The organism is Areca yellow leaf disease phytoplasma, assembly GCF_041920595.1.
Genome location: NZ_CP169277.1, coordinates 301,605 through 302,572 on the forward strand (window position 1 = coordinate 301,605; position 968 = coordinate 302,572).

A 968-nucleotide genomic window follows, 5' to 3' on the forward strand; every position below is an offset into this window, starting at 1 on the left:
TGTGCTTCGTTCCAGTTACGTATTATAAGCTAAAGTTTTTTGAATGTTTCTGTAATTAAAAAAGATTTAAGGAGGATATCTATATTTTTTAATTTGGCAAGTTTGTTTTTGTTACATTATCAAATCAAAAAATTATTTATAAAAAATGAGCCATTCATTATGCTTTTCTAAAGAAAAAGAATTTTACTAAACTTGTTATTTTAAAAGTTTTTTAAAACAATCTAAAATTGGTGTTTTTGTTTTTGCTGAGATGTTAATTATTTTATTGTTGTTGTTTTATTTTTTGGTATAGAATTATTGTAAATTTTTCATAATTATTTAAGGTATTATCAAATAAAATAAAAAAAAGACCTTTCAGATAGAAAATTCTTTAAAAAATTATTTATTATTTGGGTAGTTTTTCAATTCAATTAGGTAATAAGTTTTTATACATTTGTAATTGTTGATATATTTGATCTAATAATTTATTATTGAATTTATGTTGTTTTTCATCGTTTAAATTGCAGAATTGTTTGGTAATTTCTATTGCCTCGTCGATTATAATGGCACGAAATGTTTGTTTCTAACAATTCTGCAATTTAACGATGAAAAAACAACATAAATTCAATAATAAATTATTAGATCAAATATATCAACAATTACAAATAATAAAAAAACTTATTTGTGGTGAAAAAAAATTTTCTAATTGGGTCTTTTTATTTTATTTGTTATAATACCTTAAATAATTATGAAAATTTAATTCTATACCAAAAATAAAACAACAACAATAAAGCAATTAACATCTCATGCAAAATAAACTAGGTATTTTAAAACTTAAAACAACAAGTTTGAAATAAAAATTCTTTTTTCTTTAGAAATGATAATGGCTCATTTATAATATTTTGATTACTGACAACAACAAACTACTGAACAAAAATATGATCTCTCAGCAAATAGATACGAAACATTCAAAACAGCTGTAATGCATT